The sequence below is a fragment of the Streptomyces sp. NBC_00989 genome, from assembly GCF_045162655.1.
In the GTDB taxonomy this organism is placed as follows: Bacteria; Actinomycetota; Actinomycetes; order Streptomycetales; family Streptomycetaceae; genus Streptomyces.
In genome coordinates this window covers 760,165-785,919 of the sequence record NZ_CP108728.1, presented here as the reverse complement: position 1 = coordinate 785,919, position 25,755 = coordinate 760,165, and the positions used below count along the sequence as shown (strand labels likewise).

The window sequence follows — 25,755 nt, the reverse complement described above, 5'->3', positions numbered from 1 at the left end:
CGGCCGCCCGAAGATCAGGAAGCGAGGGAACATGTCCGCCCCCTACCGCATCGACGTCCATCAGCACCTCCTCCCGCCCGCCTACCGGAAGTCGATGGACCGTCACGAGATGACGGCCGGCGGCTGGCCCACACCGTCCTGGGACGCGGAGAGCGCGCTGGCGATGATGGACCGCCGGTCCATAGCCACCGGAATCCTCTCGATCAGCTCACCGGGCACCCACTTCGGCGACGACACGGAATCCCGCGCGATCACCCGCGGCGTCAACGAATTCAGCGCGGAACTGGCCAAGGACCACCCCGACCGCTTCGGCTTCTTCGCCAGCGTCCCGCTGCCCGACGTGGACGGCGCGCTCGCGGAGGCGGCGTACGCACTGGACGAACTGCACGCGGACGGCGTGGTGTTGATGTCCAACATCGACGGCCGCTATCTCGGTGACAAGGAATTCCAGCCGCTCTGGGCCGAGTTGGACGCCCGCGCCGCCGTGGTCTTCGTCCACCCCACCGCACCGCCGCTGCCCATGCTGGAGGGCATGCCCAGCCCGCTGCTGGACTTCCCCTTCGACACCACCCGCACCGCGGTGCACATGACGCTCAACGGCGTGATGAGCCGGCACACCCGGATGAAGGTGATCCTCTCCCACGCGGGCGGCTTCCTGCCGTACGCCGCCTGGCGGTTCACCGCCGGCGCCCAGTTCAACCCGGGCACCACACCCCTCGGCATCCTCACCGACCTCCGGCGCTTCTACTTCGACACCGCCCTGTCCTCCACCCCGGCCGCCCTGCCCTCCCTGCTGGCCTTCGCCGCACCCGGACACATCCTCTGCGGCAGCGACTTCCCCTTCGCGCCCGAGGAGAGCGGCGGTCTCCTCGACTCCCTTCTCGACGGCTACGACGGGTTCGAGCCCGGTCAACTCGACGCGATCACCTACGGGAGCGCGAAGGAACTCCTCAAGAACCGATACGGCAGCGGCGACGAAGTGGCCGCCCGGTGAGTGGAGTTCGAGCCGGAGCCGAGGACGCCGCCTACGACGTGGCGGTGATCGGCTACGGGCCCACGGGAGTCACCGCCGCGAACCTCCTGGGCGCGCTGGGCCTGCGGGTCGTCGTGCTGGAGCGCGACGCCGAGATGTTCACCCGGGCCCGGGCCATCTCCACCGACGAGGAGGTCATACGCATCTGGCAGCGCGTCGGCCTCGCGGAACGGCTGAAGCTCGACATGCTCCCCGAGCGCCGCGTCGACTTCGTCGACGCCCGGGGCCGCGCCTTCCTCACCGCGAACCCGACCCCGCGCGGCCACGGCCACCCACCGCAGATGTTCATCCACCAGCCGGCCCTGGAACGGGTCCTGCGCGACGGCGTCGACCGGTACCCGAACGTGGAGATCCTGCTCCACCACGAGTGCCTGCGCATCCAACAGGACTCGGACAGCGTCGAGTTGACGGTGCTCGCCACCGCCGACGACTCCGTACGACGCCTGCGCGCCTCCTACGTCATCGCCGCCGACGGCGGATCCAGCCTCACCCGCGCGCGGCTCAACGTGGGCTACGAGGGCCGGACGTACGAGGACCGTTGGGTCGTCATCGACACCGAGATGCTCAAGCCCTGGCCGGACCACGACCGGCTGCGCTTCCGCTGCGATCCGGCCCGGCCCGCCGTGGACTGCCCGACACCGCTGGGCCATCACCGCTGGGAGTTCCCGATCCTCCCCGGCGACGACGAACGCCGACTGACCAACGACGACGCGGTGTACGACCTGGTGTCCCGCTACGGGATCGGCCGGGACAACGTCAACGTCCTGCGGGCCACCGTCTACAGCCACCATGTGCGCTTCGCCGCCCGCTTCCGCGTGGGCCGTGTCTTCCTCGCCGGTGACGCCGCCCACGCGATGCCGCCGTGGATCGGCCAGGGCATGGCCGCCGGCGTACGGGACGCGGCCAACCTGTGCTGGAAACTGGCCGCCGTACTGCGCGGCGAACTGCCCGAGACGGCCCTCGACTCCTACGAGGCCGAACGCAAGCCGCACGTCAAGGAGGTGACCGGACGGGCGGTGTTCGTCGGCCGGATCATCACCGAACGGCGGCCCGCGGTGGCCCAGTTGCGCGACGCGGTACTGCGCCCGCTCAACCGGATCCGGGGATTCACCAGTCGGCTCCAGGACGCGAACCGGATACCCGTCGCCCACTACGCCGAGGGTCTCCAGGCCCACCCGCGCACCAAAGCCTCCGGGCACCAGATCCCCCAGCCCTGGGTGACCGGACCCGACGGGGACCGTGTACAGCTGGACGACGCGCTCGGCGGCCGTTGGCTGCTCCTGCACGCCGGGCCGCCCGTGCCCCAACCCGCCTGGGACCGCCTGGGCGTTCCGACGCTGACCGTCACGCCCGCCGGGTCCCGTCCCGCCGAGGGCACCCTCGTCGACAGCGACGGAGTGCTGCTGTCCTGGCTGGCCGCGCACCGGGCCGCCACCCTCGCCCTGCGCCCGGACGCGTACGTCTACGCCGCCGCCCGTGCCGGGGCCCAACTCCCGCCGCCCCCGGCCGGATTCACCCCGGCGCCGTGCACGACCGACTCGATCACGCAGTGAGGAATCCATCATGACCATGCGCACGGCACCGCCTCCGCCGATGCAGGAGTCACTGCTCGACATCGCGGGCAAGAAGATCTTCGTGGCCGAGACGGGGGAGGGTCCGTCCGTACTGCTGCTGCACGGTGGCGGACCCGGTGCCTCCGGTGTCTCCAACTACTCCCGCAACATTGAGGAGTTGGCCAAGGAGTACCGGGTGATCGTGCCCGACCTGCCCGGCTACGGTCGCAGCACCAAGGGCATCGACGGCGCCGACCCCTTCGGGTACCTGGCCGATGGCATCCGTGGGCTGATGGATCAACTCGGGCTGGACAAGGCCCACTTGGTCGGCAACTCCTATGGCGGTGCCTGCGCGCTGCGGCTGGCGCTGGACACACCCGAGCGGGTCGACCGCATGGTCCTGATGGGGCCCGGCGGCATCGGGACCACCCGTGCCCTGCCCACCCCGGGACTCAACAGCCTGCTCGACTACTACTCCGGGGACGGGCCTTCACGGCTGAAGCTGGAGAAGTTCATCCGTACCTACCTCGTCTTCAACGCGGCCGAGATACCGGACGCCGTCATCGACGCGCGCTACGCGGCCAGCATCGACCCCGAGGTGGTCGCCGCCCCGCCGCTGCGGCGGCCGTCCGGGCGTGACGCCCTGCGCACGCTCTGGAGGATGGACTTCACCCGGGACCGGCGGCTGTCTCGGCTGCCGGTGCCGACGTTGGTGCTGTGGGGTGCGGCGGACAAGGTCAACAGGCCCGAGGGAGGACGCCTGTTGGCCGAGCGGCTGCCCAACTGCGACCTGTATCAGGTGGCCAACACCGGGCACTGGGTGCAGTGGGAGCGCGCCGAGCTGTTCAACCGGGTGTGCGCCGACTTCCTGGCCGGCCGGCGATGAACAGCGCCCTGGGAGCATCCGTCTTCGGTGCCGTCCACCTCGGCTACCTCGTCATCGAGACCGAGCGCTTCACCGACTGGCGCCGCTTCGGCACCGACGCCATCGGCATGCACCATGACGCGCTCGACACCGGGCTGACGCGGTTCCGGCTCGACGAGCAGGAGTGCCGGTTCCTGTTGCGGCGCGGGCCGGCCGAGGACGTCGTAGCGACGGGGTGGCATGTCGACGACCATGCCGCCTTCGAGCGGATCGAGGCGCGGGTGCGGGCCCACGGCGTTCCGGTCGTGGCGGGGACCGCCGAGGAGGCAGCGCTGCGCGGAGTCGAGCGGCTCGTGCGTTTTCCCGGGCCCAAGGGCATCGCCCAGGAGATCTACACCACTCCTGTGAGGTCCACCGAGCCGTTGCGCATGCTGGCGTCCGGGTTCGTCACCGGCGACTCCGGGATGGGGCATGTCGCGATCACGTCCACCAGGCCGACCCAGTTGCGGGGCTACTTCGGCACCGTCTTCGACGCCCGGCTGACGGACCGCATCGACGAGACCATCAGCGGCGTCAAGCTCAAGATCCGTTTCCTGCGGGTCAACGAGCGCCACCACTCCGTCGCGATCGCCGGTGTGCGCGGGCTGCCCATCGACCCGGTCCGCACCCGCGTCCAGCACCTCAACATCCAGGCGGCCGGGCTCGACGACCTCGCGCGGAGCTATCAGCGCGTGTGCGAACTCGGCTTCGACATGGCGTTGTCCGTCGGGCAGCACACCAACGACAAGGAGCTGTCGTACTACGCCCGCAGCCCCTCGGGATTCGAGTGGGAGGTCGGCTGGAATCCCGTCGTCGTGGACGAGGCGACCTGGGAGCCCGGCACCCACCAGGGCATCAGCATCTGGGGGCACACGCCGGTCGGTCGGACCATCGTGGATAAACTGGAACAGTTCCGCCTCGGCGCCCGCTCCCTCGTCCGCTCGGAGAACACCGTCCCCGCATTGAGCGGTGCCGGGGTCGCCGACGGCTGAAGCTCACTTCACGAAATCGACGGTCCTGCCTGTGCACGCTCCGGACACCACCGCCACCGAACCGGCCGACGCGGCCCCGCATCGCACCCGACGCTGGCTGCGACCTGTGGTGATCATCGCCCTGCTGGCGTTGTTCACCGCCGAACTGGTGCTGGGCTGGCCCTCGTTGGCCGCCGCGCTGTCACAGCTGCGCGCGCCCCGGCTGAACTGGTTCGCCGTCGCGCTCGTCGCCGAAGTGGCCGCCATGGGCTGCTACGCGCGCATGCAACGCCGGCTCCTGCGCTCGGCCGGGGTGATCGTGCCGATCCAACGACACATCGCCCTCGCCTACGCGGCCCACTCGCTGAGCGCCACCCTGCCCGGCGGTCCTGCCTTCTCCACCCACTTCAACTACCAGCAGATGCGCCGCTTCGGAGCCACGCCCGCGGTCGCCTCCTGGTGCATCGCGCTGTCCGGCCTGCTCTCCGCCGCGGCCCTCGCCGTCGTCACCGCGATCTCCGCGATCGCCTCCGACGGGAGCCTGCAGTGGCACAGCCTCGTCACCCTCGGCCTGGCCGTGCTCCTGCTGACCGTCGGTATCCGGCGCATCACCCGCCACCCCGAGAAGGTCGAACCGGCCACCCGCGCCGCGCTGGCCCGGGTCAACCGGCTGCGCCACCGTCCCGAGACCCAGGGCCTCGACCGCATCCGCGGCTTCGTCGAGCAGCTCCGCACCGCCAGGCTCGAACCCCGGCACGCCGTCGCCGCCGCGGTCTTCGCCGTCCTCAACTGGCTGCTGGACGCGGGCTGCCTGTGGCTGTGCTTCCACGCGATCAGCGACACGGAGATCAGCAGCGCCCAACTGCTGCTCGCCTTCTGCGCGGGCATGGCCGCCGGGACCCTCACGATCATCCCGGGCGGCCTCGGCCTCATCGACAGCGCGCTGATCCTCGGACTGGTCACGGGCGGCGTCGCGACCAGCACCGCGATCGCCACGGTCGTGCTTTACCGGATCATCAGCTTCGGGTTCATCATCGGCGTCGGCTGGATAACGTGGCTGGTCATCCGCCGCCACAACCGCCGGGAACCGGCTGTCTAGCGGTTCGCCGAGCCGCCCGACCGTCAGGCCCGGGCGCCCCCGTCGACCCGCAGGACCGTGCCGGTCACGAAGGACGCACGGTCGCTGAGCAGCCAGGCCGCCGCCTGGGCGATCTCGTCGGGGGCGGCCGCGCGGCGCAGCGGGGTGTGCGCCGTGAGGCGGTCCTGGAGGCCGGGGGAGTGCTCCTCCCAGGTGCGGATCATCTCGGTGAGGGTGTTGCCGGGGGCGATCGCGTTGACCCGGATGCCCTCCGGGCCGTAGGTGATGGCGGCCGACTCGGTGAGGCTGTTGACGGCGCGCTTCATCGCGCCGTAGGCGGGGAGTTCGGGGTTGCCCATGAGGCTGCCGACGGAGGAGTTGTTGACGATGGCGCCGGTTCCCGAGGTGGCCCGGATCGCGGCGACCTGGGCGACCATGGCGAGCCAGACGCCCTTGAGGTTCACGTCGTAGACGTGGTCGAAGTCGCTCTCCGGCAACTCGTCCATCGGGCCCGGGCGTTGGATCGTCGCGCCGTTGTTGAACGCCACGTCGAGCCTGCCGTACAGGGACACCGTCCGGTCGACGGCCGCGCGGACGCCGGCCGCGTCGGCCAGGTCGCACACCACGTGGTCCGCGGTGCCGCCGGCCTCCCGGATCTCTTCGGTGACCGTCTTCAGCTGGGCCTCCGTGCGGGCCGCGAGCAGGACCCGGGCGCCTTCTCGGGCGAACAGCCGTGCCGCCGCCGCGCCGATACCGCGACCGGCGCCGGTGACGAAGGCGACCTTGCCGGACAGCAGGCCGAGGGAGGGAGGAGTGGATGTGTTGGTCATGGCAGCGAGCGTGCGCCGGACCGCAGGGCTGATCCAGGCACCGGCAGTACCTGGCTGGACCCGCCGCCGCGCGTCCACACTGGGGGAGTGGACCGACGAGAACTGGGCGACTTCCTGCGCAGCAGGCGTGAGCGGATCACCCCCGCCGATGTGGGGCTGCCCGCGGGACCGCGCCGCCGTACCCCGGGGCTGCGCCGCGAGGAGGCGGCGCAGCTGGCGTACATCTCGACCGAGTACTACACGCGGCTGGAGCAGGCCCGAGGCCCGCACCCGTCGCGCGAGGTACTGGCCGGGCTGGCCCGCGCCCTGCGCCTGACGGACGCCGAGCGCGACCACCTCCACCACCTGGCGGGCGTACCGCCGGGGCCGCCGCCGGGGCCCTCGCGGGAGGTGCGGCAGAGCATCCTCGATCTGGTGCGCCGGCTGCCGCAGGCCGCCGCGATCGTGGTCTCCGCGACGCACGAGGTGATCGCCTGGAACGACCTGGCCGCCGCCCTCATGGAGGACTTCTCGGCCGTGCCGCGACGCGACCGCAACCTGCTGCGCCGGGTCTTCCTCGGGCCCCACCCGGAGGGGCGGCGGCTGTACGGGGTCTCGGACGCGGACGAGTTCGGGCGCCGCGCGGCCCAGGACCTGCGCGCCACCGCCGCCCGCTATCCCGACGATCCGGAGCTGACCGAGCTGGTGGATGAACTCCTCGCCGGGAGCGAGGAGTTCACCGAGTTGTGGAACTCCCACGACGTGGCCGCCGCGCCCACCTTCCGCAAGACCTTCCAGCATCCGCTGGTCGGCCCGGTCACCGTCAACTGCGATGTCCTCGACATCACCGACCGGGACCAGCGGGTCGTGATCTACACCACCGTCCCCGGCTCACCGTCCGAGAGTGCCCTGCGGCTGCTGTCGGTCATCGGCACGCAGCGCATGGACATGACCCCCTGACCCGGATCAGCTTTCGGCACGCGCTACGAGGTCCAGCGCGATGTCGGTGATCATGTCCTCCTGTCCGCCGACCATCGCCCGCCGCCCGGCCTCGACCAGGATGCTCCGCGTGTCGAGGCCGTAGCGGGCGGCGGCGGTCTCGGCGTGGCGCAGGAAGCTGGAGTACACGCCCGCGTAGCCGAGGCTGAGCGTCTCGCGGTCCACCCGAACCTCGCGGTCCTGCAACGGTCGTACGAGATCGTCGGCCGCGTCCATCAGCGGGAACAGGTCGCAGCCGTGCTTCCAGCCCATCAGGTCGGCGACCGCGACGAACGCCTCCAGCGGACAGTTGCCCGCGCCCGCGCCCTGGCCCGCGAGCGACGCGTCGACGCGGATCGCGCCGTCCTCGACCGCGACGACCGTGTTGGCCACCCCGAGGGCGAGGTTGTGGTGGGCGTGGATGCCCAACTCGGTCTCGGGGGCGAGGACTTCGCGGTACGCGCGGAAGCGGTCCCGGACCCCGTCCATCGTCAACCGGCCCCCGGAGTCGGTGACATAGACGCAGTGGGCGCCGTAGGACTCCATGAGCCGTGCCTGGCGGGCGAGTTCGGTGGGCTCGGCCATGTGCGACATCATCAGGAACCCGGCCACGTCCATCCCCAACTCCCGCGCGGCGGCGATGTGCTGGGCGGAGATGTCGGCCTCGGTGCAGTGCGTGGCGACCCGTACCGAGCGGATGCCCAGCGCGTGGGCCCGCTTGAGGTCGTGGACGGTGCCGATGCCGGGCAGCAACAGCGTTGTGGGGACCGCCTGTTGTACGACGTCGGTGACGGCCTCGATCCACTCCCAGTCGGTGTGGGCCCCGACGCCGTAGTTGATGCTGGAGCCGGCCAGTCCGTCGCCGTGGGCGATCTCGACGGCCCCCACGCCGGCCGCGTCCAGAGCGGCGGCGATCGCGCGGGCCTGGCCGACGGTGTAGCGGTGCCGTACGGCGTGCATGCCGTCCCGCAGCGTGACGTCCTGGACGTAGAGGGACGGGGTCACTTGGCTGCCTCCTCGCGGGTGCGGTCGGCCATGCGTTCCGCGGTGCGCAGCGCGGCCGAGGTCATGATGTCGAGGTTCCCGGCGTAGGCCGGGAGGTAGTGGGCGGCGCCCTCCACCTCCAGGAACACCGACACCTTCAGCAGTTCGCCCGTGCCCGGCGCGAGGCTGCGCAGCGGGTCGTCGGCGGCGACTTTGTCGTACTGCACCTTCTGCTTGAGGCGGTAGCCGGGCACATAGGCCTGGACGCGGCCGACCATCTCCTCGACGGACGCCGTGACCGCCTCGGTCGCGCAGTCGGAGACCAGGCAGTGCACGGTGTCACGCATGATCAGCGGGGGCTCGGCCGGGTTGAGGACGATGATCGCCTTGCCGCGCGCCGCGCCGCCGACCACCTCGATGGCCTGGGAGGTGGTCTCGGTGAACTCGTCGATGTTCGCGCGGGTGCCCGGGCCCGCCGAGCGCGAGGCGATGGACGCGACGATCTCGCCGTAGTGGACCGGCGAGACCGCGCCCACGGCGGCGACGATCGGGATCGTGGCCTGGCCGCCGCAGGTGACCATGTTGACGTTCGGGGCGTCGAGGTGGGCGTCGCCGTTGACCGGCGGGACGACGTACGGGCCGAGGGCGGCCGGGGTGAGGTCGACGAGGGTGCGGCCCAGAGGGCGTAGGACTTCCTCGTGGTGGCGGTGGGCGCCGGCCGAGGTGGCGTCGAAGACGATGTCGACGTCGGCGAACTCGTCGAGTTCTACCAGTCCTTGGACGCCCTCGTGAGTCGTGGCGACCTTCAGGCGGCGGGCGCGGGCCAGGCCGTCGGAGCCCGGGTCGATGCCGGCCAGCGCGGCGATCTCCAGGGTCTCCGAGAGGCGCAGGACCTTGATCAGGAGGTCGGTGCCTATGTTGCCGGAGCCGATGATGGCGACCTTCGTGGTCACTTGCCGTCCCCTTCCGTGGCTTCTGCGGCGAAGCGGACCCGCACGGAGCCCAGGTCCGAGATGTGGGCCTCGAAGGCGTCGCCCGGGGCGGCCGGGGTCATCGGGCCCAGGGCGCCGGTCAGGACGAGGTCGCCCGCGCGCAGCGGGTCGCCCCGCTCGGCGAGGGCCGAGGCCAGCCAGACGGCGGCGGTCAGGGGGCTGCCGAGACAGTCGGCGCCGGTGCCCTCGGAGACGGTGTCGCCGCCCCGGCTCATGGTCATCGTGACCGTGCGCAGGTCCACGGCGGTCAGCGGTACGGGCGTGGCACCCAGCACGTACAGACCGCAGGAGGCGTTGTCGGCGACGGTGTCGACGAGGGAGATGTCCCAGTTCCGCACCCGGCTGTCGACGATCTCCAGCGCGGGCAGCGCGAAGTCCACCGCGCGCAGCACGTCCACGACCGTGCACGCGCGCTCCGGCAGGTCCCGGCCGAGGACCAGCGCGACCTCGGCCTCCACCTTCGGCTGGAGCAGTCGTCCCACGGGCACCTCGCCGCCGTCCGGCACCGCCATGTCCGCGAACAACGCGCCGAAGTCCGGCTGGTCCACGCCCAGTTGACGCTGTACGGCGGGCGAGGTCAGGCCGATCTTGCGGCCGACGACGCGGCGGCCGGCGTCCACGCCGCGCCGGACGTTCAGCCGCTGCACGGCGTAGGCGGTCTCCAGATCGCCGCCGTCGAGCAGCTCACGCACCGGCGGGCAGGCGACCCCGGTACGGGTGGCCTCCGCAAGCAGGTCGGCGGCCTTGACCACGACCGGTGGAACGGCGTCCGCGTGGGCGCCGTCGGGCACGGTGGGCACGGGTTACCTCCTGGGAGAGAGCGGTGCGGGTACACCCTCGGTATAGACAGCATCCCCGCGAAGGGACAATGTTTGTTCCGTGACACGGAACAACGCGAGCGGCAGCATGCTGGAGAAAGCCGCTCTCATCCTCGACTGCTTCAGCCCGGACGGCGGTCCGTACCGCCTGTCGGAACTTTCCGAGCGGACCGGACTGCCCAAGCCCACCGTCCACCGGCTGGCCGCCGACCTCGTCCGGCTGGGCTGGCTGGAGCGCTCGGGCCCCCGCTATCTGCTCGGCGCGAAGCTGTTCGAACTGGGCTCGCTGGTGCCGCACCGGCGCGATCTGCGCGAGACGGCCCTGCCGTTCCTCCAGGACCTCTTCGAGGCCACCCGGGAGACCATCCACCTCGGCATCCGCGAGGGCATGGAGGTGGTCTACCTCGAACGCATCCACGGCCACGAGGCACTACGGCTGCCCTCCCGTATCGGCGGCAGTCTGCCGTTGACCTGCACCGCAGTCGGCAAGGCTCTACTGGCCTTCTCCGGCCCCGAGTTGGCGGAGGAAGTGCTGTCCCGCCCGCTGCCGAGCCTCACCCCGCACTCGATCACCGACCCGGCCCGGCTGCGTATGACCCTGGAGAAGATCCAGGTCTCCGGCCTCTCCTACGAGGAGCAGGAGGCCGCGTTGGAGGTGAGCTGTATCGCGGCTCCGGTGTTCGCCGGCGACACGGCCGTCGCCGCCCTCTCGGTCGCCGTACCGCGCACCCGCTTCCGGCCGGCCCAACTCGCCCCGGCTGTACGGACGGCAGCGCTCGGACTGTCCCGCGTGCTGCGTGGCGGAGGGACCACGAAAACCCCACTGTCCTGGCGGTGAACCCGACCGTACACTGACAAGTCACGGTAACGGGGGCATTGTTGAACGGGGGGATAATCATGTCCGAGGATCAGTACGGGTCTGTCCAGGGGTTCGTCGTGCCACCGATGCCGGCGTCTCCACCGCCCGCTCCGCCGGACCGACTCAGATCCGTCGCGGTCGGGCTCCTCAACCTCAGTGGACTCGGGCTCGGTTACGCGCTGATGCGCCGCTGGCTGCTCATGGCCGCGTGCTGGGTCGCGACCGTCGTGCTGCTGCTGGTGGCCCTGCCCGCCGATCCGGACGGCGTCTCGGGCGCCGTCGTCACTCTGTACGTCGTGTTCCTCGTACTGGCCGCCGTCCACGGCGCGTTGGTCGGCCTGCGCACCCGCCTCGCCTGGCCCTCGCCCACACCGGTCGCGGTCGTACTGGGCCTGGTCCTGCTCGCCGTACCGGCCGGGGGAGTCGTCCTCTACGACAACGCCCGCGACGAGGCGACCCAGCAGATGCTCCTCGACCGGCTGGAGAAGGCCGACCAACTCGTCGCGGACTCAGGGAGGTTGCCGTTCTCGGCGGCCGAACCGCAGTACCGCAAGGCGCTGGTCGCCTACGACGACCTCACCACCGCCCACTCCGGTTCGCGGGCGGCCAAGCGCGTGCCCGACCGGCTGAAGACCTTCTACACGACGGTCGCCGGTGCCTACGCGCAGAAGAACTACTGTGACGCGATACCCCAGTTGAAGTATCTGCGGACCGTCCCCGGCACCATCTCGAAGAAGCAGCTGGGCACGCTGAGCACCTGGCCGGACGACCGGCTGGCCGCCTCGCTGTACGAGTGCGGCTCCACCGGGCTGGCCGCCCAGCGCGCGGACTGGTCGACGAACTTCGGCGATCTGCTGGCCACGTTCCCGCAGTCGTCGCAGGCGGGTCAGGTCGAGCCTGCCGTCAAGTCGGCCGTCACGAAGGCGGTGAAGGGCGTGTCCGGCAGCCAACCGTGCACGGCCGTCCAGGGGTTGGTGAGTCTCTCCACCCAGATCGGGAGCCTCCAGGGCGGACAGCCGGGTGTGGCCGACGCGCTCGGCGCGGACGCCCAACGGGCCAGTAGCCAGGCCGACTCCGGTGCCTATCAGTGCGGTGTGTCGCAGTACAAGGACGGCGACTTCGACTCCGCGCTCAGCACCATGAACGACTTCGTGAAGAAGAACACGCACGACAAGAACCGGGCCCGGGCCAAGAAGATCGCGATCGCCGCCGAGGTGGCGCAGACGGTCCCGGCCGCGGGCAAGAAGCTGCCGACGACCGCGTCCGGCGGCAGCATCTCCGTCACCGTCAAGAACGACAGCCCGGACGACATCACGGTCCTGTACACCGGGCCGGTGACCGGCAGTTTCACCCTCAAGGGCTGCGGGAGCTGCACGTCGTACTCCCTCACCACCACCCTGCTGAGGGGGTTCAAGCCGTGCAGCTCCGGCAAGAGCTACCCGCAGAAGACGATCAGTCTGCCGACGGGTACGACGTACTTCGTGCACCGTCCCGACAGTTCCAGCGCGACGCCGGCCTCGGACACGGCGAAGCTCAGGTCGGGCTACATCTACACGGAGTGCGCCTACAGCACGGGAGGCTTCGGCACCGGCTGACCGTACGGCGCTTGTGAGTCGAGGGCGGCGGGCGTCCCGGCACTTCGGTGCCGGGGCGCCCGCCTCTTGCTCACAGCAGGGTCGGTGCGTGGAACGCGCCGAGGCCGGTGGTCAGGTCGCGGTCCAGCCAGTAGCGGCGCGGTTCGGCGAGCATCACGGCGACGCTGACACCGAGGAGGCCGGGGATCCTGGCCAGTTCGTCGTCGACGAAGAGTGCCAGCGCCGAGCGGTCGGTGACCAGTCCGGTGGCCAGTACGGACATGTCGCTGGCCACGTGCGCGGCGAGCCGGGTCTGGGGCAACTGGTCGATGCGGCGCATCACTTCGGGGGTCGCGCCCGGCGCCACACGCAGCCGGAGGATGAACGCGGTCTGGAAGCCGAGCCACTCCGACACGATCTCCAGGCGCGGCTTGACCCAGCCCTCGTCCAGGACCCGGCGGACCACGCGGTGCGCGGTGGAGGTGGCCAGGTCGGCATTCCGGGCGATGCTCGCGGCGGACGCGCGGCTGTCCTGGAGCAGCTGGGCCACGACACTCCGCTCGGCCTCGCTGAGCGGCTTCGCCGGGGGTGTCGCCGTCGCGGTGCCCTCGGGGCGGGAGCCGGTGAGCTTCAGCAGGTCGGCGCGCTCGGTGTCGGTGAGGAACTGCGGGTCCCAGGTGATGCCCCGGCGCAGCGTGCTCAGTGCGGGCAGGGCGTTGACGCGCCGGACGCCGGGCACGGAGAACATCCGGTCGATCGCCTCGCTGGTGGCCGCCTCGGACGGGGCGTGCACGACGGCGTAGAGCGGGTAGTCGCCCGAGATCTGCGCCAGCAGCTGGAGGTGGGGCAGGTCGCGGAGCCGGTGCAGGACGGCGAGAGGGGTCTCGCCGGTGATGTCGAGGAAGACGTGGACGGGCATCGCCGCGGAGTGGACGCCCCAGTCGGCCTGCCCGATCACCCGCACCATGCGTGCCTCGTGCAAGCGGTCGTAGCGGCGTTTGAGCGTGCTGGCGTCGGCGGCCAGGATCTCGCCGATGTCGTCCCAGGTGGCCCGGGGCGCCAGGTGCAGCGCGCCGATGAGGCGCCGGTCGAGCTCGTCGAGGAGAGGGCGGGTCATGAGCCTCACTCTAAGGTGCTGTTTAATCCCACTGTTACTTTCAAGATATAGAGAATCTCTCACCTGGATGCCATTGTTCGCAGGAACATCCCCCCATCGCGCCAAGAGGTACCGATGAGTGTCACCTCCGCTCAACCTCAGCCCCCGTCCACGGAGCCCCGGTCGAGAGTCCTGCGCACCGCGTTCCGTGGGCTGACGGCGATCGAGAAGATCGGCAACAAACTCCCCAACCCGTTCTGGCTGTTCTGGATCCTCGCCGGGGTCGTCGCCGTCCTCAGCGCCGTCCTGGCGGCGACCGGCCTCAGCGCCGTGCACCCCGGCACGCACGAGACCATCAAGGTGCAGAACCTGCTCAGCAAGGACGGCCTCACCATGGCCGTCGAGGGCGCCGTCGACAACTACGCGGCCTTCCCGCCGCTGGCCACCATCCTCACCGTGATGTTCGGCATCGCCGTCGCCGAGAAGAGCGGACTGTTCTCCGCCCTGCTGCGCCGCATGGTCGTGCGCGTGCCGGGCAGGTACCTCACCTTCGCCCTCTCGATGACGGCCATGGTCAGCCATGTCGCAGGCGACGCCGCCTACGTCACCCTCATCCCGCTCGGCGCCCTGGTCTTCCGCGCGGCCGGCCGCAGCCCGGTCCTCGGCTGTGTCGTCGCCTACGTCTCGATCGCCGCCGGGTACGACGCCTCCCCGTCGCTCACCACCACCGACGTCCTGCTCTCCGGGATCTCCACGGCCGCCGCCCACACCATCGACGCGCACTACGTCGTCACCCCGGTCGCCAACTACTTCTTCGGCCTCGGCTCGTCCGTCCTGGTCGCGTTGGTGATCACCCTCGTCGTCGACAAGGTCCTCGCCCGCCGCTCCGACCTGGAACCCGACGAGCCGGTCGCCGCGCTGGGCACCGAGGAACTGGCCGAGATCGAGGTCACCGACCGGCAGCGGCGCGCCCTGCGCACGACCGGCCTCGTCGCCGTCGGCTTCCTCGCCTTCCTGGCGGCGGCGATGATCCCCTCGTCCTCACCCCTGCGCGGCGAGGGCGGCGGCATCGTCAACTCCCCGCTGATCGGCGGCATGGCGCTCGTCCTCGGCGTGTTCTTCGCCGTGCTCGGCACCGTCTACGGCCGCATGACCGGCACCTTCACCGCCGCCCGCGACAGCATCGGCGCGATGGTCGACGGCACCCGCTCGATGGCGCCGATCCTCGTCCTGTTCTTCGCGATCGCCCAGTTCCTCGCCTACTTCAAGTGGACGAACATCGGCAACATCCTTGCCGTCAAAGGCGCCGAGACCCTACGCGACCTGCACCTCCACGGCTGGACCGTGCTCGTCGGCATCGCCGTGCTGATCACGTTCATGAACCTCGTCATCACCAGCGGCTCCGCCCTGTGGGCACTGGCCGCGCCGGTCCTCGTCCCCATGCTGATGCTCATCGGCATCGAGCCCGAGACCACCCAGGCCGTCTACCGCGTCGCCGACTCGGTCACCAACTGCGTCACCCCGATGAGCCCCTACTTCGTCATGGCCCTGGGCTTCATCCAGCAGTACCGCAAGTCCGCCGGCATCGGCACCCTGGCCTCCTTCACGATCCCGATCGCCGCCGTCGTGTGGGTGGTCTGGGTCGCGTTCTTCGTGGCCTGGTACCTGCTGGGCATCCCGCTCGGCATCGGCTGACCCCGGCCCGCAGCCCCCCATACGCCGCCCGCACCGTCGTACAAGGAAGCAGATCATGACCGCATCACCGGCAGCCGCCACCCTCACCGCCCGCGCCCAGGACGCCTCTTCGCGGATCGTCGAGGACATCCTGACCCTCGTCCGCCACGAGACCGGCAGCTACGACCTTCCCGGCCTCGCGACCGGCCTTGACCTGCTGCGCGAGCTGACCGTCGAGCGGCTCGGCCGGCCCGACCACGAGGAGCGCCACCCCGGAGGTGAGTGCGGCGACACCCTCACCCTGACCTACGGCGGCACCGGCGCCGGGCATGTCGCGCTCGTCGGGCACTACGACACCGTATGGCCCACCGGGACACTCGCCGGATGGGAGCAGCCGGCGGCGGCCGAGGACGGGCGGGAGAAGCTCGGCGGGCCCGGCATCTTCGACATGAAGACCGGGCTGGCGCAAGGGATCTGGGCGCTGAAGCTGGCCCGGGAGAGCGGTGCGCCGCTGCCCACCGTCACCTTCCTCTTCAACGGCGACGAGGAGATCGGTTCCCTGTCCTCGCGGCCGGTGATCGAGGAGGTCGCGCAGAAGGTCGACGTCACGCTGGTGCTGGAGCCGAGCGCCCACGGCGCGGTGAAGACAGCCCGTAAGGGCACCGGGATCTTTCACGTCACGGCCACCGGTGTCGAATCGCATGCCGGGCTCGCGCCGCAGGACGGGGCGAGCGCGATCACCGCGCTGTCCGAGTTCGTGGTCGCCGCCGCGAAGGTCGCCGCGCCCGACAAGGGCACCACGATCAACACCGGGCTGTTCAAGGGCGGTTCGGCCATCAACGTCGTCGCCGGGCAGGCCACCGCCGGGGTCGACATCCGGGTCAGCAGCGCGGCCGAACAGGCCCGGGTGGACGAGGAGTTGGACGCCATCGAGGTGAGTGACCCGCGCGTCCGCATCGACATCGACCACGCCTGGAACAGGCCCCCGATGACCCTCAACGCAGCCTCCGCCCCGCTGCTCGACCTCGCCCGCGAGGTCGCCCGTGAGCAGGACCGCGGCCACCTGCCCGACACGGCTGTCGGCGGGGCCAGCGACGCCAACTTCGTCGCCGCGCTGGGCCTGCCGGTGCTGTGCGGCATGGGGGCGGTGGGCGACGGGGCGCATGCCCAGGGCGAGTTCATCTACCCGGACACCGTGCCCGCGCAGACCGCCCTGGTCGCCGGGCTGCTGGAGCGGCTGGCGGAGCCGCTGCGGGGCTGACGCGAGGTGCCGCCCGCACGGGGTTCGGTGACCGGCCGGAACATCCGCGGGCGTCCAGGGTGGGGCGCGTCGTCCGATCGACCCCTGACCGGGGACAATCGGTGCCATGACGGACGGTACGGACGGTAGGGGAGACTCCGCGAGCCGCTTGGCCAGGATCGAGCGGCTGCTGGAGGACCGCGGGCGCGATGTCGTGCCCGCGTGGCGCCGGGTGACGCGCGGGGAGACCCGGTGGGCGGTGGCCGCGGTGATCCTGGTGGCGGTCTTCCTGCAACTGATGCTGCCGCACCGGCTCGCCTTCCAGCCGTTCTGGCTGCTGCCGGCCCTGGAACTCGCCCTGCTGGTCGGCCTGTTCGTCGCCAACCCCAAGCGGGCCGAGCCGGGCAGGCGGTGGCTGCGCTGGCCGGGCCTGGTCCTGATGGGCGTGATCAGCCTGGCCAACGGATGGGCGGCGGTCCGGCTGGTGGCGGGCCTGGTCAGGGGCACGGAGAAGCTGGAGGCCGGGCCGCTGCTGCTGACCGGCGGCGCCATCTGGCTGACGAACGTCATCGTGTTCGCCCTGTGGTACTGGGAGTGGGACCGCGGCGGCCCGATGGCCCGGGTCATGGCACAACACCAGTACGCCGACTTCCTCTTCGTCCAGATGCAGAGCCCGGAGACCGCGCCACCGGACTGGGAACCGGCGTTCCTGGACTACCTGTACCTGTCCTTCACCAACTCCACCGCCTTCAGCCCGACCGACGTGATGCCGCTCTCCCGCTGGGCCAAGATGCTGATGATGCTCCAGTCCTCGGTCTCCCTGGTGACCGTCGTCCTGGTCGTCGCGCGGGCCGTCAACATCCTTGGATAGCAAGCGAGTTGAACTGTCGAACAGCTGTCGAAACTGTCGAGTCTGTGAGTCCGGGCGTTCCGCTTGCCGCGCCCCGGCGGTCGCCCGAGCATGGTGCGACTCGCCCGTCCCCCCACTCGACAGGGAGCACCTGTGCGCTCGCGAGACCTCAACCGCCGCGGCTTTCTCGCCGGTACCGCCGCCGCTGTACTGGCGACCGGTCTGGACTCAGGGGCCGCGTCGGCCGCCGACCGACGCAGCAGCCGGAGCGCCGACGACCCCGTGACCACCGAGTCCGGCCAAGTCACCGGCGCACAGGGCGGGTTGAAGGGCATCGTCGCCTACAAGGGCATTCCGTACGGGGACACCACCGCCGGTGCCAACCGCTGGCGCCCGCCCCAGCCCGCGCCGTCGTGGGACGGAATCCGGAAGGCGAACAGCTGGGGCCCTGCCTGCCCCCAGCCCGTAACGGGCATCCCGAGCGACCAGGTGCCGAACCTGAGCGAGGACTGCCTCAACCTCAACATCTGGACCGGCGCGGCCACTTCGGGCGAGAGCAGACCGGTCCTCGTCTGGCTCCCCGGCGGCCGTGACACCGCGATCTGGGCCGGACAGGAGATCTACAACGGCTCCCTGCTGGCGAACAAGGGCGTCGTCTTCGTCAGCGTCAACCACCGCGTCGGCCCCTTCGCCGACCTCGCCCACCCCGACCTGAGCGCCGAGTCCGGGCACGCCGCCTCCGGCAACTGGGGCGCCCTGGACGCCGTAGCGGCGCTGGAATGGGTGGCCCGGAACATCGCCGCGTTCGGCGGCGACCCGGACCGGGTGACGCTCGGCGGCTGGCAGAACGGCGCGAACCTCGTCAACATCCTGATGGTCTCGGAGCCGGCCCGAGGGCTGTTCCACCGGGCCCTGCTGCCGTCCGGCGTGCACTACACGAAGGACCCGGCACTCGGGCAACCGCCGTACAGCTACCGTACGTTGGCTGCGGCTGAGGCCAACGGCACTGCCTTCGCCGCCTACTTGGGCACCTCGTCCCTCGCCGATCTGCGCGCGGTGTCCGCCGACGAGATCGTGGCGCGGACCTATGCCGACGACGCCCCGGCCGACGCCACCGACTTCGGCGACGTGCTCGACGGATACGTCCTGCCGAGCACGTACACCGCCGCCATGGAGGCGGGCAGGGAGATCGACGTAGCGGTCCTCACCGGCAATTGCCGGGACGGGAACAGCGCTTCACCCACACTGACCGAGTACCAGGCCTACGCCGATTCGCAGTTCGGGCCGGTCGGCCTCACGGACACGTTCCTCGGTCTGTACCCGGCGACCACCGACGCCGAGGCCGCCACGCAGTACACCGCCTACGCGCGGGACGAGGAACGCGTGTCCACGTTCCTGTGGGGCGGCCAGTTCGAGGACACCGCGGGCAATCGCGGACCCGTCCACACCTACTTCTGGACCCGGGTCCCGCCCGGCCACGACGCCACCAACCCCGTTGTCGGGAGCGGAAGTTCGGGCGCTTTCGACGGGGCCGACGTCTACTATCTGCTGGGCTTCATCTACAACACGGACCGGCCGTGGGCATCGCGCGACTACGACATCGCCGACACCACCGCCTCGTACGTGGCGAACTTCGCGGCCACCGGGAACCCGAACGGCGGCAGTCTCACCACCTGGCCGGCCCTCGACACCGGCACACCGCAGACGATGGAACTCGGCGACCGCTTCGTCACGCTTCCCGCAGCGGACAGCGACGCCAAGTACGCCTTTCTCAAGGCCTACCTGACGTCGCAGCCCATGTCCTACTGATCCCGCCGGATCAGCAGGAGCCCTCGTCCTGCCAGGGGCCCCACTGGGAGGCACCGGGCACCTCGTTCTGGGTCCACCACTTGGCCACCCAGTTGTGGTTGCCGTACGACACCTCGTTGCCCTGTGTGTAGACGGCCGTGGAACTCCACGCCGTCTTGCAGGTGCCGGGGGTGGGTGTCGGAGTCGGGGTCGGCGTGGGCGTCGAGGTCGGCGGGGTGACGCCCGCGAACTGCACCGAGTACTTGGCGAAGTCCCACGCGTTCTGCGCCACGCTGGAGCAAGTACCGGACGTCGTACCGCCGTTGTCGACCGGGCTGCACTGCCGGTCGCGGTTGAGGGACCAGAACGTGAAGCGGTCCATGTTGTGGCTGGTCGCGTAGTTCAGGACCGTCTGGAAGTCGGCCTGGGTGAAGTACTCGCCGGTGTCGCTGCGCCCGTTCATCCCCGAGAAGCCCTCGTGGGCGTACGCGGTCGCCTGGTCCCAGCCGAACGTGGACTGGAGGATGGAGTTGAAGTTGGTGAGCGCGCTGGTCTGGGAGGCCGCGCCGTTGAAGCCGCCGTCGAACGGCATGATGGAGAAGTTGTTCGGCGTGAACCCCTGCGACTTCGCCTCCAGCAGCATCTGCTTTCCGAACCAGCCGGTGCCGTCGGCCGTACCGGCCGTGGTGACGGAGACGTACAGACCCGCGTTGTTCTGTTGGAGGATCTTGGCGGCGCCGATCTCGTTGTGGATGGCCGCGGTGTTCTCGTACTCCGGCTCCTCCAGGTCGAAGTCGATCGCGTGCAGGCCGTACTTGGTGATCACCTGCTGGTAGGCCGCGGCGGTCGAGGCCGGGTCGGAGCAGGCCTGGCCGAGCTTGGTGCCGCCGTAGCCGCCGATGGAGACGGAGACGTCGCCGCCCTTGGCGCGGATCGTGTTGATCACCGACTGGACGGCGGTGTCCGAGGAGACCGGTGAGGTGCCGCCCCAGGTGGGGGAGCAGCCGCCGCCGTTGGGGGCGAGGACGAAGGCGAGCTGGAAGGCCTTGAGGCCGGTGGCGTCCATGATGGCGCCCGCGTCCGGCGGGTTGTTGTCCGTCGGCATCAGATAGGGGGCCGCGGCGTACCAGCGGTTGCTCAGCGCGGTGGCCGCGTTGGTGGCGCCCTGGGCGTTGGTCGCGACCAGCGCGGTCGTGCCCGCGGCGGCGGTCGTCACGGCGGCCGCCGCGACCAGACATGCACGAAGACGTGTCACGTTGTGCCTCCGGTGGGAGTGGGGGAGGCGCCCAGCTTCTGGCGCTGTCGCGGCCACGTCAATGGATTGGACTGGACCAAAGCTCACTTTGGACTAGACCATACGATTTCTTTACCGTCGGCCCGGTGGACCGCGTCACGCGACACGTTTGCGACTAGTGTCCCGGCTCACATGGCGTTATAGGGGCGGCGCCGACACCATGGTGCACGTCATCGGCAGGCTGAAGGGATCGGGAATGTTCCGCAAGGTGCTGGTCGCCAACCGTGGAGAGATCGCGATCAGGGCGTTCCGCGCCGGCTATGAGCTGGGCGCGCGAACGGTCGCGGTCTTCCCGCACGAGGACCGCAATTCGCTGCACCGGCTCAAGGCCGACGAGGCCTACGAGATCGGTCAGCCCGGGCATCCGGTCCGCGCGTATCTCTCGGTCGAGGAGATCGTCCGCGCGGCCCAGCGGGCGGGAGCCGACGCGGTCTATCCGGGCTACGGGTTCCTCTCCGAGAACCCCGAACTCGCCCGCGCCTGCGAGGAGGCGGGCATCACCTTCGTCGGTCCGAGCGCCCGCATTCTGGAGATGACCGGCAACAAGGCCACGGCGATCGCCGCCGCCCGCGCGGCCGGCGTACCGGTGCTCGGCTCCTCGGCGCCCTCCACGGACGTCGACGAACTGGTGCGCGCCGCCGAGGAGATCGGCTTCCCGGTGTTCGTGAAGGCGGTCGCGGGCGGCGGCGGTCGCGGTATGCGCCGTGTCGAGGACCCCGCGACCCTGCGCGAGTCCATCGAGGCCGCGGCCCGCGAGGCCATGTCCGCGTTCGGCGACGCCACGGTGTTCCTGGAGAAGGCGGTCGTCGACCCCCGTCACATCGAGGTGCAGATCCTCGCCGACGGCGAGGGCAACGTCATCCACCTCTTCGAGCGCGACTGCTCGCTGCAACGCCGCCACCAGAAGGTCGTCGAGCTGGCCCCCGCGCCCAACCTCGACCCCGCCCTGCGCGACCGGATCTGCGCCGACGCGGTCCGCTTCGCCCGCGAGATCGGGTACCGCAACGCGGGCACCGTCGAGTTCCTCCTCGACCCGCACGGCAACCACGTCTTCATCGAGATGAACCCGCGCATCCAGGTCGAGCACACGGTGACCGAGGAGGTCACCGACGTCGACCTCGTCCAGGCCCAGCTGCGCATCGCCTCCGGCGAGACCCTCGCCGACCTCGGCCTCTCCCAGGAGACGGTCACCCTGCACGGCGCCGCACTCCAGTGCCGTATCACCACCGAGGACCCCGCCAACGGCTTCCGCCCGGACACCGGCCGGATCAGCGCCTACCGCTCGCCCGGCGGCTCCGGCATCCGGCTCGACGGCGGAACCACCCACGCTGGTACGGAGATCAGCGCGCACTTCGACTCCATGCTGGTCAAACTCACCTGCCGGGGCCGGGACTTCACCACCGCCGTCAACCGCGCCCGGCGCGCCGTCGCCGAGTTCCGCATCCGCGGTGTGTCCACCAACATCCCGTTCCTGCAAGCGGTGCTGGACGACCCGGACTTCCAGGCCGGGCGGATCACCACCTCGTTCATCGAGCAGCGCCCGCAACTCCTGACGGCCCGTCAATCGGCGGACCGCGGAACCAAGTTGCTCACCTACCTGGCCGACGTCACGGTCAACAAGCCGCACGGCGAGCGCCCCGACCTGATCGACCCCACCACCAAGCTGCCGCCGGTCCCGACCGGTGAACCCCCGGCCGGTTCACGGCAGTTGCTCGCCGAACTCGGCCCCGAGGGCTTCGCCCGCCATCTGCGCGAGTCGCCCACGATCGGCGTCACGGACACCACCTTCCGCGACGCCCACCAGTCGCTCCTCGCCACCCGCGTCCGCACCAAGGACCTCCTCGCGGTCGCCCCGGTCGTCGCCCACACCGTGCCCCAACTCCTCTCCCTGGAGTGCTGGGGCGGCGCCACCTACGACGTGGCACTGCGCTTCCTCGCCGAGGACCCCTGGGACCGGCTGGCCGCCCTGCGCGAGGCCGTCCCCAACATCTGCCTCCAGATGCTGCTGCGCGGCCGCAACACCGTCGGCTACACGCCCTACCCGACCCAGGTGACCGACGCCTTCGTCCAGGAGGCCGCCGCCACCGGCATCGACATCTTCCGCATCTTCGACGCGCTGAACGACGTCGGCCAGATGCGCCCGGCCATCGACGCCGTACGCGCCACCGGAACGTCGATCGCCGAGGTCGCCCTCTGCTACACCTCGGACCTGTCCGACCCGAGTGAGCGCCTCTACACGCTCGACTACTACCTCCGCCTGGCCGAACAGATCGTAGAAGCGGGCGCACACGTCCTGGCCGTCAAGGACATGGCGGGCCTGCTGCGCGCCCCGGCCGCCGCGACGCTCGTGTCGGCGCTGCGCCGCGAGTTCGGGCTGCCGGTCCATCTGCACACCCACGACACGGCAGGGGGTCAGCTCGCCACCTACCTCGCGGCGATCCAGGCCGGCGCGGACGCCGTGGACGGCGCGGTGGCCTCAATGGCGGGCACGACCTCGCAGCCGTCCCTGTCGGCGATCGTCGCCGCGACCGACTACTCCGAGCGCCCCACCGGCCTCGACCTCCAGGCCATCGGCGACCTGGAACCGTACTGGGAGAGCGTCCGCAAGATCTACGCCCCCTTCGAGGCCGGCCTCGCCTCACCGACCGGACGCGTCTACCACCACGAGATCCCCGGCGGCCAGCTCTCCAACCTGCGCACCCAGGCCATCGCGCTCGGCCTCGGCGACCGCTTCGAGGACATCGAGGCGATGTACGCCGCCGCCGACCGCATCCTCGGCCACCTGGTGAAGGTCACCCCGTCGTCGAAGGTCGTCGGCGACCTCGCCCTGCACCTCGTCGGCGCCGGCGTGAGCCCCGCCGACTTCGAGGCGTCGCCCGACCGGTACGACATCCCGGACTCCGTGATCGGCTTCCTGCGCGGCGAGTTGGGCACCCCGCCCGGCGGCTGGCCCGAGCCGTTCCGCACCAAGGCGCTCCAGGGCCGCGCCGCCCCCAAGCCCGTACAGGAACTGAGCCCGGAGGACCGCACGGCCCTCGACAAGGACCGCCGCGCCACCCTCAACCGCCTGCTGTTCCCCGGCCCTACGCGCGAGTTCGAGACCCACCGCCAGACCTACGGCGACACCAGCGTCCTGGACAGCAAGGACTTCTTCTACGGCATCCGCCCCGGCAAGGAATACACGGTCGACCTCGAACCCGGCGTGCGTCTCCTCATCGAGCTGGAGGCCGTCGGTGAAGCCGACGAACGCGGGATGCGCACCGTGATGTCCGCCCTGAACGGACAGCTCCGCCCGGTCCAGGTGCGCGACACGGCAGCCGCCTCCGACGTCCCCGTCACCGAGAAGGCCGACCGCACCAACCAGGGACATGTCGCGGCGCCGTTCGCGGGCGTGGTCACCCTCGCCGTCGAGGAGGGCGACGAGGTGGAGGCCGGCGTCACCGTCGCCACGATCGAGGCCATGAAGATGGAGGCGGCGATCACCGCTCCCACGTCCGGCCGGGTCTCCCGCCTCGCCATCAACCGCATCCAGCAGGTGGAGGGCGGCGACCTGCTCGTCGAACTGAGGTAGCCGGGACGGCGACAGGCCGCCCCACCGGTGACCGGATCAGTCCGGTCCCGGACCCGATGCGGCCTGTCGCCACCCCGCCCGCACGGCGCAGTCTTGGGACATGACCCGAGCACTGATCGTCATCGACGTCCAGGAATCCTTCCGCGCCCGCCCGCTGTGGGAGACCATCTCCGACCCGAAGATCGCCGAACAGGCGAACCGTCTGGTCCAGCTCGCGCGCCGGGCCGGTGACCTCGTGGTGTGGGTCCTGCACTCCGAGCCCGGCAGCGGCGACGTCTTCGACCCGGCCCTCGGCCACGTCCGGCTCATCGACGGACTGGAGCGCGCGGACGGCGAACCGCTCCTCCACAAGACCTCGCACAACGCCTTCACCACCACCAACCTCCAGCAACTCCTCACCGAGCACGGCGTCCGCGAGCTCACCGTCTGCGGCATCCGCACCGAGCAGTGCGTCGAGACCACCACGCGGGTCGCGAGCGACTTCGGCTACCAGGTCACCTTCGTCACCGACGCGACCGCCACCAACCCCATCCCGCACCGCGACGCCCCCGCCGACCAGACCGTCGCCGAACTCCTCGCCGACCCCCGCACCCTCCCCGCCGACGAGATCATCAGGCGTACCGAATACGCCCTCGCCGGCCGCTTCGCCACCATCGCGACGGTCGACCAACTGGAAGCCGCCGCCGCACATCAGGCATGATGACCGGATCGTGAGCCACGTCGTCTTCTTCCTGGTACCCGGAGTCCACCTGCTGGACCTGGCGGGACCCGCGCAGGTCTTCTCCACGGCAGCCGACTTCGGGCACCCCTACACGCTCTCCTACGTCGCCGAGCAGCCCCAGGTCACCAGCGCCCAGGGGCTGCCCCTGGCGGCCAGACTCGACTGGCCCGAGCTAGATCCCGAGGACCTGGTCGTGGTGCCGGGGTGGCGTGCCGTCACCCTGGCCGACGCACCCGCCGTCGGCGCTACGACTCTGGGTGTCCTCCGGGACCACCACGCCCAGGGCGGGACGGTGGCCAGCGTCTGCGCCGGAGCCGACGCGCTCGGCCGGGCCGGACTCCTCGACGGCCGCCACTGCACCACCCACCACGACGTCCAGGACGAACTCGCCCTGCGCCACCCGAAGGCGACAGTCGTCCGCGACGTCCTGTTCACCACCGACGACCGGGTCATCACCTCCGCCGGCATCGCCAGCGGCATCGACCTCGCCCTGCACATCGTCGCCACCCGGCACGGCCCCGCCGCAGCCGCGCAGATCGCCCGGGACATGGTCGTCTACGCCCGCCGCAACGGCCACGAACCGCAGACCAGCGCGATGCTCCGGCACCGCTCCCACCTCGACGACACCGTGCACCGCGCCCAGGACCTCATCGACACCCGCTTCGACCGACCCCTGCCACTGCCCGCTCTCGCCTCGGCCGTCGGCGTCAGCGAACGCACCCTCACCCGCCTCTTCACCCGGGCCACCGGACTCACCCCGCTGCGCTACCAGCAGACCCTCCGCCTCGAACGCGCCGAGCACCTCATCAGCCACGGCGCCACGATCGACGCCGCCGCGCGCTCGGTCGGGTTCGAGGACCCCCGGATGCTGCGCCGGCTGCGCGCCCGCACCCCGTAAATGGGAGGCGGCACGGCAGGGACGTTGTTAAGTTGCCGGGTCGGCGGTCCGCCGGCTCGACGACCGACCG

General features: G+C 70.8%; 21 protein-coding genes. 15 read left to right on the top strand and 6 right to left on the bottom strand.

Translation table 11 applies throughout. From position 1 onward, the window contains the following. Nucleotides 1-31: 31 nt before the first annotated feature. From OG714_RS03540 to OG714_RS03520, 5 genes are read left to right on the top strand one after another with little or no spacing between them, the layout of a single operon-like run. Nucleotides 32-994, top strand: coding sequence for an amidohydrolase family protein (locus tag OG714_RS03540; protein WP_406118434.1), 963 nt, complete (start codon nucleotides 32-34; stop codon nucleotides 992-994). Next, the gene (locus tag OG714_RS03535) at nucleotides 991-2,586 is read left to right on the top strand and encodes a bifunctional 3-(3-hydroxy-phenyl)propionate/3-hydroxycinnamic acid hydroxylase (protein WP_406118433.1); all 1,596 of its coding nucleotides are present in this window, start codon (nucleotides 991-993) and stop codon (nucleotides 2,584-2,586) included. Before OG714_RS03540 ends, OG714_RS03535 begins: the two co-directional genes overlap by 4 nt. A gap of 10 nt (nucleotides 2,587-2,596) precedes the next feature. Continuing rightward, entirely contained in the window at nucleotides 2,597-3,472 is an 876-nt protein-coding gene (locus OG714_RS03530; protein WP_406118432.1) for an alpha/beta fold hydrolase, read from the top strand. Continuing rightward, a complete protein-coding gene (locus tag OG714_RS03525; protein WP_406118431.1) occupies nucleotides 3,469-4,482 on the top strand; it encodes a VOC family protein in 1,014 nt (337 codons plus the stop codon). The genes OG714_RS03530 and OG714_RS03525 overlap by 4 nt, the downstream gene beginning before the upstream one ends. A gap of 31 nt (nucleotides 4,483-4,513) precedes the next feature. Continuing rightward, entirely contained in the window at nucleotides 4,514-5,560 is a 1,047-nt protein-coding gene (locus tag OG714_RS03520; protein WP_406118429.1) for a YbhN family protein, read from the top strand. Nucleotides 5,561-5,583: 23 nt separating this feature from the next. Here the strand turns inward: OG714_RS03520 and OG714_RS03515 are convergent, their stop codons facing one another. After that, the gene (locus OG714_RS03515) at nucleotides 5,584-6,369 is read right to left on the bottom strand and encodes an SDR family NAD(P)-dependent oxidoreductase (RefSeq protein ID WP_406118428.1); all 786 of its coding nucleotides are present in this window, start codon (nucleotides 6,367-6,369) and stop codon (nucleotides 5,584-5,586) included. Nucleotides 6,370-6,456: 87 nt separating this feature from the next. Between OG714_RS03515 and OG714_RS03510 the strand changes: the two genes are divergently transcribed. Continuing rightward, nucleotides 6,457-7,308: a helix-turn-helix transcriptional regulator gene (locus tag OG714_RS03510; RefSeq protein ID WP_406118427.1), complete on the top strand. Its 852-nt coding sequence runs from the start codon at nucleotides 6,457-6,459 to the stop codon at nucleotides 7,306-7,308. Between the two features lie 6 nt (nucleotides 7,309-7,314). Here the strand turns inward: OG714_RS03510 and dmpG are convergent, their stop codons facing one another. From dmpG to mhpD, 3 genes are read right to left on the bottom strand one after another with little or no spacing between them, the layout of a single operon-like run. Continuing rightward, the gene (dmpG, locus tag OG714_RS03505; protein ID WP_406118425.1) at nucleotides 7,315-8,331 is read right to left on the bottom strand and encodes a 4-hydroxy-2-oxovalerate aldolase; all 1,017 of its coding nucleotides are present in this window, start codon (nucleotides 8,329-8,331) and stop codon (nucleotides 7,315-7,317) included. Then, nucleotides 8,328-9,263, bottom strand: a complete 936-nt coding sequence (locus OG714_RS03500; RefSeq protein ID WP_406118424.1) for an acetaldehyde dehydrogenase (acetylating) — start codon at nucleotides 9,261-9,263, stop codon at nucleotides 8,328-8,330. The genes dmpG and OG714_RS03500 overlap by 4 nt, the downstream gene beginning before the upstream one ends. Continuing rightward, nucleotides 9,260-10,102: a 2-keto-4-pentenoate hydratase gene (mhpD, locus tag OG714_RS03495; RefSeq protein ID WP_406118423.1), complete on the bottom strand. Its 843-nt coding sequence runs from the start codon at nucleotides 10,100-10,102 to the stop codon at nucleotides 9,260-9,262. The genes OG714_RS03500 and mhpD overlap by 4 nt, the downstream gene beginning before the upstream one ends. 106 nt (nucleotides 10,103-10,208) lie before the next feature. Here mhpD and OG714_RS03490 point away from each other — a divergent pair, with 106 nt between their 5' ends. Further along, nucleotides 10,209-10,958 carry an IclR family transcriptional regulator gene (locus OG714_RS03490; protein WP_406131706.1) on the top strand — a complete coding sequence of 250 codons (750 nt, stop codon included), beginning with the start codon at nucleotides 10,209-10,211 and terminating at the stop codon, nucleotides 10,956-10,958. A 59-nt stretch (nucleotides 10,959-11,017) separates the two neighbouring features. After that, on the top strand, nucleotides 11,018-12,574 hold the full coding sequence (locus tag OG714_RS03485; RefSeq protein WP_406118421.1) for a hypothetical protein: 1,557 nt from the start codon (nucleotides 11,018-11,020) through the stop codon (nucleotides 12,572-12,574). Nucleotides 12,575-12,644: 70 nt separating this feature from the next. On the opposite strand, the gene OG714_RS03480 is transcribed toward OG714_RS03485, so the two are convergent. Beyond that, nucleotides 12,645-13,670, bottom strand: coding sequence for an Lrp/AsnC family transcriptional regulator (locus OG714_RS03480; RefSeq protein ID WP_406118419.1), 1,026 nt, complete (start codon nucleotides 13,668-13,670; stop codon nucleotides 12,645-12,647). 114 nt (nucleotides 13,671-13,784) lie between these two features. On the opposite strand from OG714_RS03480, the gene OG714_RS03475 reads away from it, so the two are divergent. From OG714_RS03475 to OG714_RS03460, 4 genes are all read left to right on the top strand, one after another. Then, nucleotides 13,785-15,344 carry an AbgT family transporter gene (locus OG714_RS03475; RefSeq protein WP_406118418.1) on the top strand — a complete coding sequence of 520 codons (1,560 nt, stop codon included), beginning with the start codon at nucleotides 13,785-13,787 and terminating at the stop codon, nucleotides 15,342-15,344. Nucleotides 15,345-15,399: 55 nt separating this feature from the next. Further along, on the top strand, nucleotides 15,400-16,584 hold the full coding sequence (locus OG714_RS03470; protein ID WP_406118417.1) for a M20 family metallopeptidase: 1,185 nt from the start codon (nucleotides 15,400-15,402) through the stop codon (nucleotides 16,582-16,584). A gap of 106 nt (nucleotides 16,585-16,690) precedes the next feature. Further along, on the top strand, nucleotides 16,691-17,434 hold the full coding sequence (locus OG714_RS03465; protein WP_406118416.1) for a hypothetical protein: 744 nt from the start codon (nucleotides 16,691-16,693) through the stop codon (nucleotides 17,432-17,434). 132 nt (nucleotides 17,435-17,566) lie between these two features. Beyond that, nucleotides 17,567-19,222 carry a carboxylesterase/lipase family protein gene (locus tag OG714_RS03460; protein WP_406118414.1) on the top strand — a complete coding sequence of 552 codons (1,656 nt, stop codon included), beginning with the start codon at nucleotides 17,567-17,569 and terminating at the stop codon, nucleotides 19,220-19,222. Nucleotides 19,223-19,232: 10 nt separating this feature from the next. On the opposite strand, the gene OG714_RS03455 is transcribed toward OG714_RS03460, so the two are convergent. Beyond that, entirely contained in the window at nucleotides 19,233-20,456 is a 1,224-nt protein-coding gene (locus tag OG714_RS03455; protein ID WP_365609258.1) for a chitinase, read from the bottom strand. 235 nt (nucleotides 20,457-20,691) lie between these two features. Between OG714_RS03455 and OG714_RS03450 the strand changes: the two genes are divergently transcribed. The 3 genes from OG714_RS03450 to OG714_RS03440 all read left to right on the top strand — a co-directional run bounded on the left by OG714_RS03450 (nucleotide 20,692) and on the right by OG714_RS03440 (nucleotide 25,685). Then, nucleotides 20,692-24,066: a pyruvate carboxylase gene (locus OG714_RS03450; RefSeq protein ID WP_406118413.1), complete on the top strand. Its 3,375-nt coding sequence runs from the start codon at nucleotides 20,692-20,694 to the stop codon at nucleotides 24,064-24,066. Nucleotides 24,067-24,166: 100 nt separating this feature from the next. Further along, nucleotides 24,167-24,766 carry an isochorismatase family protein gene (locus OG714_RS03445; RefSeq protein ID WP_406118412.1) on the top strand — a complete coding sequence of 200 codons (600 nt, stop codon included), beginning with the start codon at nucleotides 24,167-24,169 and terminating at the stop codon, nucleotides 24,764-24,766. Between the two features lie 10 nt (nucleotides 24,767-24,776). Continuing rightward, nucleotides 24,777-25,685 (top strand): GlxA family transcriptional regulator, encoded by a 909-nt coding sequence (locus OG714_RS03440; RefSeq protein WP_406118410.1) that lies wholly within the window; start codon nucleotides 24,777-24,779, stop codon nucleotides 25,683-25,685. Nucleotides 25,686-25,755: the final 70 nt, after the last annotated feature.

Coding starts and splice junctions, on each gene's coding strand:
- OG714_RS03540 (WP_406118434.1), top strand. CDS start 32: ATGTCCGCCCCCTACCGCATCGACGTCCATCAGCACCTCCTCCCGCCC.
- OG714_RS03530 (WP_406118432.1), top strand. CDS start 2,597: ATGACCATGCGCACGGCACCGCCTCCGCCGATGCAGGAGTCACTGCTC.
- OG714_RS03525 (WP_406118431.1), top strand. CDS start 3,469: ATGAACAGCGCCCTGGGAGCATCCGTCTTCGGTGCCGTCCACCTCGGC.
- OG714_RS03515 (WP_406118428.1), bottom strand. CDS start 6,369: ATGACCAACACATCCACTCCTCCCTCCCTCGGCCTGCTGTCCGGCAAG.
- OG714_RS03490 (WP_406131706.1), top strand. CDS start 10,209: ATGCTGGAGAAAGCCGCTCTCATCCTCGACTGCTTCAGCCCGGACGGC.
- OG714_RS03485 (WP_406118421.1), top strand. CDS start 11,018: ATGTCCGAGGATCAGTACGGGTCTGTCCAGGGGTTCGTCGTGCCACCG.
- OG714_RS03480 (WP_406118419.1), bottom strand. CDS start 13,670: ATGACCCGCCCTCTCCTCGACGAGCTCGACCGGCGCCTCATCGGCGCG.
- OG714_RS03475 (WP_406118418.1), top strand. CDS start 13,785: ATGAGTGTCACCTCCGCTCAACCTCAGCCCCCGTCCACGGAGCCCCGG.
- OG714_RS03470 (WP_406118417.1), top strand. CDS start 15,400: ATGACCGCATCACCGGCAGCCGCCACCCTCACCGCCCGCGCCCAGGAC.
- OG714_RS03465 (WP_406118416.1), top strand. CDS start 16,691: ATGACGGACGGTACGGACGGTAGGGGAGACTCCGCGAGCCGCTTGGCC.
- OG714_RS03450 (WP_406118413.1), top strand. CDS start 20,692: ATGTTCCGCAAGGTGCTGGTCGCCAACCGTGGAGAGATCGCGATCAGG.
- OG714_RS03445 (WP_406118412.1), top strand. CDS start 24,167: ATGACCCGAGCACTGATCGTCATCGACGTCCAGGAATCCTTCCGCGCC.